The 7,993-nt window shown below is 61.2% G+C and carries 7 protein-coding genes and 1 pseudogene; 5 read left to right on the forward strand and 3 right to left on the reverse strand.

Features of this window, described 5'->3' with window-relative positions:
- Both GPS82_RS12370 and GPS82_RS12375 read left to right on the forward strand, forming a co-directional pair.
- A partial coding sequence (locus GPS82_RS12370) for a TonB C-terminal domain-containing protein (RefSeq protein WP_296495161.1) occupies window positions 1-537 on the forward strand: 537 nt, incomplete at its 5' end.
- Window positions 538-640: 103 nt separating this feature from the next.
- Window positions 641-1,594 carry a DUF6279 family lipoprotein gene (locus GPS82_RS12375; RefSeq protein WP_296495164.1) on the forward strand — a complete coding sequence of 318 codons (954 nt, stop codon included), beginning with the start codon at window positions 641-643 and terminating at the stop codon, window positions 1,592-1,594.
- Between the two features lie 90 nt (window positions 1,595-1,684).
- Here GPS82_RS12375 and greB read toward each other — a convergent pair whose 3' ends face one another.
- The 3 genes from greB to GPS82_RS12390 form a co-directional block, all read right to left on the reverse strand.
- Window positions 1,685-2,269, reverse strand: coding sequence for a transcription elongation factor GreB (greB, locus tag GPS82_RS12380; protein WP_296495167.1), 585 nt, complete (start codon window positions 2,267-2,269; stop codon window positions 1,685-1,687).
- Between the two features lie 5 nt (window positions 2,270-2,274).
- Window positions 2,275-3,168 (reverse strand): DNA ligase, encoded by an 894-nt coding sequence (locus GPS82_RS12385; RefSeq protein WP_296495169.1) that lies wholly within the window; start codon window positions 3,166-3,168, stop codon window positions 2,275-2,277.
- Window positions 3,169-3,253: 85 nt separating this feature from the next.
- Window positions 3,254-3,811 carry an HNH endonuclease gene (locus GPS82_RS12390; protein ID WP_296495172.1) on the reverse strand — a complete coding sequence of 186 codons (558 nt, stop codon included), beginning with the start codon at window positions 3,809-3,811 and terminating at the stop codon, window positions 3,254-3,256.
- Window positions 3,812-3,978: 167 nt separating this feature from the next.
- On the opposite strand from GPS82_RS12390, the gene GPS82_RS12395 reads away from it, so the two are divergent.
- From GPS82_RS12395 to GPS82_RS12405, 3 genes and pseudogenes are all read left to right on the forward strand, one after another.
- Window positions 3,979-4,965: a bifunctional riboflavin kinase/FAD synthetase gene (locus tag GPS82_RS12395; RefSeq protein ID WP_296495174.1), complete on the forward strand. Its 987-nt coding sequence runs from the start codon at window positions 3,979-3,981 to the stop codon at window positions 4,963-4,965.
- Entirely contained in the window at window positions 4,955-7,849 is a 2,895-nt protein-coding gene (gene ileS / locus GPS82_RS12400) for an isoleucine--tRNA ligase (RefSeq protein WP_296495176.1), read from the forward strand. The genes GPS82_RS12395 and ileS overlap by 11 nt, the downstream gene beginning before the upstream one ends.
- Window positions 7,849-7,993 (forward strand): annotated as a pseudogene (locus GPS82_RS12405) (signal peptidase II); the annotation flags it as partial. The gene ileS and the pseudogene GPS82_RS12405, both read left to right, overlap by 1 nt.

Here is a 7,993-nt window from a genome sequence, read left to right on the forward strand (position 1 = left end):
CAACAGGAAGCCAGCCGCCAGCAAGCTGCACAAGCCGATGCCGCACGTTTGCGGGCCGAGCGGCAAGCGGCTGAAGCACAACGCGAAGAACGGCTGCGCGCCATCGGTCGTCAGCTGAACGAGGAAGCCGACCGGCGCGATGCGGCGGCCGCTAAAGCAAACCAGTTACCCTATTCCTTGAGCACCGCGCGCCGGGCCCGGCTCTTCGGGCGCTCAGACCCCAACGCCGATCTCATCCTGTACGCGGAGGCCTGGGCCCGCAAGATCCAGATGAACATGACCATCGACCTGGTCCGCGAAGCGGCCAGGCAACCCCACACCCAGCCCGTGGTGACGGTGGCCATTCGCAGCGACGGCACGGTGGAGTCGGTGACCATGGTGCGCACCAGCGGAGTGGCGGGCATCGACGAGGCCATTGAGCGCATCGTGCGCAGCCAGGCGAACTACCCGGCATTTTCGCCTGCCCTGGCTCGCCAGTACGACGTTGTCGAAATCCGCCGCACTTGGCACTTTGACGTGGCCGTGCGGTTGGACTGAGCCTGCCGTTGCCGCCCTAAAGACTTGCACTTGCTGCGACTTCCCAAGATCACGCCTGGTAGGGGCCAACGCGGCGCCTATTTCACCTCAACAAAGTTTCCTGATGACCTTATCCACCGCTGTGATGGGGAAAATGTCTAAAGTCGATGCCATGCCAATTTCCAATACCTGTTCAGGAAGTGTTCGCCGCATGATCGGCGGGCTTTTGTGCCTGATTTTCACCGTGTATTTGGCGGGCTGCAGCATGGTGCGCCTCGGCTACGGACAATTGCCAGACCTTGGCTACTGGTGGGTGGACAGCTACCTTGACCTGGGTGATGCCCAAAGTGTGGCGTTGCGCAATGACTTGACACAACTGCACGACTGGCACCGCAGCCAGGAATTGCCGACCTTGGCGCAGACCCTGGCACAACTGCAAGCACTGGCGCTGCAAGACACCACGCCTGCTGCCGTTTGTCGGGTGGTGGACGACTTGCGCCCACGCCTGCAAGCCCTGGCAGACCAGAGCACACCTGCCCTGACCAGACTTGCGGTCAGCCTCAAGCCAGACCAGTTCATCCACCTGCGGCATCAGCTCGCCAAACGGCAGCAAACCTGGCGAGAGGACTGGTTGAGCGACGATATCGCAGAGCGGCTTGCCAAACGCAGCAAACGCCTGATTGACCGCAGTGAGATGTTTTATGGGCGCTTGAGCGACCCACAACGCGCCCTGCTGCGCAGCCGCGTGGCGGCGTCCGGATTCGACCCCGGTTTGATGCAGACCGACCTGTTGCGGCGTCATCAGGATGTGTTGCAAACCACGCAAATACTTGCGCAAGGCGGTTTGAGCGAGGCACAGGCGCAAGCTCAGACAAGGCAACTGCTGGCACGGTTGATGCGTTCGCCCGATGCCGCCTACCGCCAGCGCATGGACCTGGTCAACCAAGAGAATTGCCAGACCTTTGCAGCCTTGCACAACAGCACCACACCAGCTCAAAGACAAAGGCTCGCAGACTCACTGAAAAGCTACGAACTCGACGCACGCGCCCTGATGCCAACCCTGACCGCCGCGCGCTGACGTTTGAATCCATGCGGCTCCTGCCCGAGTGTGGACTGACCCACTTGCGCGATTGATGCGAACTACGTCAATGACGACTGGCAGAGGCCATCAAGACAAAATGTGATGCTGATCATTGCCATCGGGCCCCGGGTAACTCACCTTGATCACTTCAATCTCGTCCACCCGGTCCGGCATGACCAGCTTGAGCACATCGCCCTCCTCGGCCTTGAGCAGCGTGCGCGCGATGGGCGAGACCCAGCTGACTTCGCCGTTGGCGCTGTTGGCCTCGTCGATGCCCATGATCCTGACAGTGCGCAACTCGCCCTGCCCGTCGGCATAGGTGACGGTGGCACCAAAAAACACCTGGGTGTTGCCAAAGTGCAGCGACGGGTCGGTGACCTCGGCAATTTCAAGACGCTTGATCAGAAAGCGGATGCGCCGGTCAATTTCACGCAGGCGCTTTTTGCCGTAGTGGTAGTCGGCGTTTTCGGACCGGTCGCCATTGCTGGCGGCCCAGTGCACCGCCTCCACCATTTTGGGACGGCTCACGTCAATCAGCGTTTTGAGTTCCTGGCGCAGGGTGGCAAACCCCTGGGGGGTAATGTAGTTTTTGCCACCTGCGGGCAAGGGCGGCAGACGAATTTCGTCGTCATCGTCGTCGTTGTCTGTTTCTTTGGTAAAGGCTTTGCTCATGCGCCTTATTGTGGCTGCACCCGCAGAAACGAGGCAAACCGGGGCAGCCCCTTGGGCGTGCGGTCACGGTAGCGGTAGGTCACGATGGCGCCCACCGGTGGTGGTTCCGCGCGTTGGGCGTCGCTAAAGCCCGTGCCCAGGGCAAACTGCTGGCCGTCGGGCAAGACCAGCAGCAAGGCGCCCATGCGCCCCGCGTGTTTGCCTTTGCCCGGCAAATGCGCCAGCACGCGCGCCTCTTCATCGGGCATGGGCTTGAATTTGAACAGCACATCACTGCGCCCGGGCGACCACAAGGCGTTGGCGCGGTGCAGCATCAGGCCTTCGCCACCCTCCAAAACGGTCTGATCCAGCAAGTTTTGCAAGCTGACGGCAGTTGGAATCCGGTTTTGCGCCACCGCCTGTAGCCAGGGCTGTCTTGCCTCTGCCACCAGGACGCTGGTGCGCTGGGCGCGCTCTGCAAACGAGCCAGGGGCACCGGGCAGGTCAAAAATCATGTAGCGCAACTGGCGCCATTCGGTGTCCACCGGCAGCTTCTTGCGCACTGCGCCAGAGAGTTCGTCAAAGCGGCCCCGGCCCAGCCACAATTCGCCATCGAGCGGCGTTTTGGGCAATCCGGCAGTGAACCAGTCGGGTGCCGCAATCGGCAGACCACTGCGAAAACGCAGGCTCTGGCCGTCCCAGAAGGCACGCACGCCGTCGAGTTTTTCGCTCACCAGATAGGTGTCGGGGTCAAAGCCGGCCTGCCAGAATCTGGCGTGCATAAGCGCTGGCTGCGCGGATGCGGCGGCTTCCAGCGCCACCAGTTGAGCCGCAGCAGTTGCCCCGGCGCTGGTGGCATACACGCTGCCCAACAGCAGACACAAAGGCGTCAGGCGCCACGAAACTCTCACGCTTTTCATAGTTGTACTCCCTGTACCCGACATTTGCCGGGCCGGCCAGGCTGGAGCCTGACCTACCACACATCAAATCTCACCGAAAAACCGTTCAGGCCATCAAACGTGAGGACTTGGGCACATGCGCCATCAAGAATTCCATTTGGTCAGCCAGGATACGCCGGTTGCGCAAGATGAAGTCTTCCCAGAGGCTGGGCACATAGGGGGTAAAGAGCAGCGGCATATGCGCTTGCTCGGGTGTGCGATGGCTTTTGCGGTGATTGCAGGGGCGGCACGCCGTGACCACATTCATCCAGCTGTCGATGCCTTTTTGCGCAAACGGAATGATGTGCTCGCGCGTCAGATCATGCTCATCAAACTGGTCGCCACAGTAGGCGCACAGGTTGCGGTCGCGGGCAAACAGTTTGCTGTTGGTCAGCCCGGGTTTGAGCTCGAACGGGTTGATACCGGGCACGCCTTTGGTGCCGATGATGCTCGACACGGTAATGATGGATTGCTGGCCCGTGAGCGCGTTGTGACCGCCATGAAACACCGCCACCTGCCGGCCCATTTCCCAGCGCACCTCTTCTGCGGCGTAATGAATCACCGCCTGTTCGAGCGAAATCCACGATTGGGGCAACCCCTGGGCTGACAGCTTCAAAACTTTCAAAACACGACTCCTGAAAAGTACGTTATCCGACCGAGCTTTAATGCATAAATGATGCCAGCAACATGAGCCCTGCCCGCATCTGGGACACAATATACTCCTTTTATGTGTCAAATTGACGTCAAGCGTTTGTAAATGTACGCACAACGCTATCAAATTCATAACAATTCATGAAGATTTTCCGGGGTTTCAAGCATCCAGATATCGCGCCAGCCTGCGCCTTGACGATTGGCAACTTCGACGGCGTGCACCGCGGCCATCAGGCCATGCTGTCCTTGCTCAAGGGCGAGGCGCAGCAACGCGGTGTACCCAGTTGCGCGCTCACCTTTGAGCCGCACCCGCGCGACTTCTTTGCCGCACTCACCCGCAACCCCGATTTGGCGCCAGCTCGCATGGGCACGCTGCGCGACAAGCTGCTTGATTTGGCCCAATGTGGCGTCGACCAGGCCGTGGTGCTGCCGTTTGATGCAAAGCTGGCCAACCTGTCGCCGCAGGCTTTCATTGACCAGGTCTTGCTGCAGGGCCTGGGTGCCAGGTATGTGCTGGTCGGTGACGATTTTCGCTTTGGCCAGCGCCGCACTGGCGACTACGCAACTCTCGATGCCGCTGGCGTAAAACAGGGTTTTGATGTGGCCCGCATGAACAGCTACGAGGTGCATGGCCTGCGGGTGTCCAGCTCGGTCGTGCGTGACGCGCTGTCTGAGGGCCGGATGCAGGATGCCACCCGCCTGATGGGGCACCCCTACCGCATCTCGGGCCATGTGGTGCATGGCCGCAAATTGGGCCGCAGCCTGGGCTTCAAGACCCTGAACCAGCGCTTCGCCCACTGGAAGCCGGCGGCCAGCGGCATCTTTGCAGTGCTGGTGCATGGCTTGGCCGAAGCCCCGCTGATGGGGGTGGCCAATCTGGGCATTCGGCCATCTATCGACCCGAGTGACGTCAACGGCGGGCGGGTGCTGTTGGAAACCTATTGTCTCGACTGGCCGGCGCACCTTGGGCAGGAGGGGGCCTACGGTAAAATTGTGCGCGTGGAACTTCTCCACAAACTGCACGACGAACTCAAATACGACTCCCTGGACGCTTTGACCGCTGGCATCCGTCAGGACTGCGAGCACGCCCGTGCCTACTTTGCTACCTTGCGCCACCATGACCACTAAGACACCTGATGCCGTCGGCCCCGTCGGCAAAGCCGACTACCGCAGCACGCTGAACCTGCCCGACACCCCGTTTCCAATGCGCGGCGACCTGCCCAAACGCGAACCGCAATGGGTCAAGCAGTGGCAGGACAAGGGCCTTTACCAAAAGCTGCGCAATGCGCGCCAGGGCGCGCCCAAATTTGTGCTGCATGACGGACCGCCGTACGCCAATGGCCAGATTCACATGGGCCATGCCGTCAACAAGATTCTGAAAGACATGATCGTCAAGGCGCGCCAGCTCAAGGGCCTGGACGCGGCCTACATCCCCGGCTGGGACTGCCACGGGCTGCCGATCGAGAACGCCATTGAAAAGAAGTTTGGCCGCAAACTGGCGCGTGATGAGATGCAGGCCAAGAGCCGCGCCTACGCCACCGAACAGATCGACCTGCAGCGCGAAGACTTCAAGCGCCTTGGCGTGCTGGGCGACTGGGACCATCCCTACCGCACCATGGACTTCAAGAACGAGGCCGATGAGATTCGCGCCTTCAAGCGCGTCATTGAGCGCGGTTTTGTTTACCGTGGCCTGAAACCGGTTTACTGGTGTTTTGACTGCGGCTCCAGCCTGGCCGAGTTCGAGATTGAATACGCCGACAAAAAGTCACAAACGCTGGATGTGGGTTTTTTATGCGCCGAGCCGGCCAAACTGGCCAGCGCCTTTGGTTTGGACGCGCTCACCAAAGACGCTTTTGCCGTTATCTGGACCACCACCGCCTGGACCATTCCAGCCAACCAGGCGCTCAACGCGCATCCGGAACTCACCTATGCATTGGTCGATACCGAACGCGGCCTGCTGGTGCTCGCCCAGGAGTTGGTCACGGCCTGCCTGGAGCGTTTCGGCCTGACTGGCACCGTGCTGGCGACCACCAACGGCAAGGCCTTGGGCGGCATCAATTTCAAACATCCTCTGGCCCATGTGGATGCCGGCTTTGACCGCCTGAGCCCGGTCTACCTGGCCGACTACGTCAGCGCCACCGATGGCACGGGCATCGTGCATTCGGCGCCCGCTTATGGCGTGGAAGATTTCAACAGTTGCGTCGCCCACGGCATGGCCTACGACGATATCCTGAACCCGGTGCAGGGCAACGGCACTTATGCCGACGACTTCCCGCTGTTTGGCGGCCAGCACATCTGGAAAGCCTGCCCGGTCATCATCGACGCCCTGCGCGACGCCGGCCGCCTGTTTTGCACCACCGACATCGTGCACAGCTACCCGCATTGCTGGCGCCACAAGACGCCGGTCATTTATCGCGCCGCCGCCCAGTGGTTCATCCGCATGGACGAAGGCGAAGGCGTTTTCACCAAGGACAAGGCGCCACAGTCGCTGCGCAAGATTGCGCTGGAAGCGATTGAAGCCACCGCGTTTTACCCCGAGAACGGCAAGGTGCGGCTGCGCGACATGATTGCCGGCCGCCCCGACTGGTGCATCAGCCGCCAGCGCAGCTGGGGCGTGCCGCTTCCCTTCTTCCTGCACAAGGACAGCGGTGATTTGCACCCGCGCACCATGGAAATCCTGGACCTTGCCGCCGACATGGTTGAGCAAGGGGGCATCGAGGCCTGGAGCAAGGCCGGCACCGAAGAGATTTTGGGAAAAGTGGGTTGTGCCGCAGACGCCCCCCACTACACCAAAAGCAGCGACATTCTGGAAGTCTGGTTCGACTCCGGCACCACCCACACCACGGTGCTCAAGGGCTCGCACCCCGGCAGCGGCCACCACAGTGGCCCCGAGACTGACCTGTATCTGGAAGGCCACGACCAGCACCGCGGCTGGTTCCACTCTTCATTGCTCACCGCCTGCGCCATGTACGGCCGCGCGCCCTACAAAGGCATCCTGACACACGGCTTCACCGTGGACAGCAAGGGCCACAAGATGAGCAAGAGCGCCGGCAACGGCGTTGACCCGCAGGAAACCAGCAAGAAGCTCGGTGCCGAAATCATCCGCCTGTGGGTGGCTGCCAGCGACTATTCGGGCGACATTGCCGGTGACGACAAGATTCTGGCGCGTGTGGTTGACACCTACCGCCGCATCCGCAACACGTTGAAGTTTTTGCTCGCCAATACCCAGGACTTTGATCCTGTGGCGGATGCCGTGCCGCTGGATCAAATGCTGGAAATCGACCGCCACGCGCTCAGCCGCGCGGCCCAATTACAAGCCGAAATCCTGGCGCATTTTGAGGTCTATGAATTCCACCCGGTGGTGGCCAAGCTGCAGATTTACTGCAGTGAAGACCTGGGCTCGTTCTACCTCGACGTGCTGAAAGACCGGCTCTACACCACCGCGCCCAAATCACTGGCCCGGCGCAGTGCGCAAACGGCGCTGTGGCAAATCACTCAGGCCATGCTTCGCTGGATGGCGCCGTTTCTGAGCTTCACCGCTGAAGAGGCGTGGGCGGTACTGGCTGAATCGGGCAGAACACCGGCGGCAACGCGCGACTCCATTTTTATGGACAGTTATGTGACCATGGCAGAAGCCGATGCGGCACCATTGGCCAAATGGACACGGATTCGTGAGCTTCGCGATGCGGTCAACAAGGAAATCGAAGTGCTGCGCGCCGACGGTAAGCTGGGCTCTTCGCTGCAAGCCAACGTGGCGTTGACGGTGGGCCCCGATGACCACGCCCTGCTGGCGAGTCTGGGACAGGATCTGAAATTTGTCTTCATCACCTCCGCGATGGACTTGCACTGCGGTGACGCGCTGGCCATCCAGGTCAGCCCCTCGACCGCCGCCAAATGCGAGCGCTGCTGGCACTACCGTGACGATGTCGGCGTGGACGCCGCCCACCCCACCTTGTGCGGGCGCTGCACCAGCAACCTGTATGGCGCGGGCGAAACCCGCACGGTGGCCTGATGGCGCGCAAACCGTTCACCCCCGCCGGCGGCAGCCTGCTGGCCTGGCTCGGCTGGTCCATGCTGCTGCTGATCGCCGACCAGTTCACCAAGGTGCTGATCCTGGGTTATTACCAGCTGGGCGATAGCACCCCGGTGACCTCGT

It is taken from the genome of Rhodoferax sp., from assembly GCF_011391645.1.
GTDB lineage: Bacteria > Pseudomonadota > Gammaproteobacteria > Burkholderiales > Burkholderiaceae_C > Rhodoferax.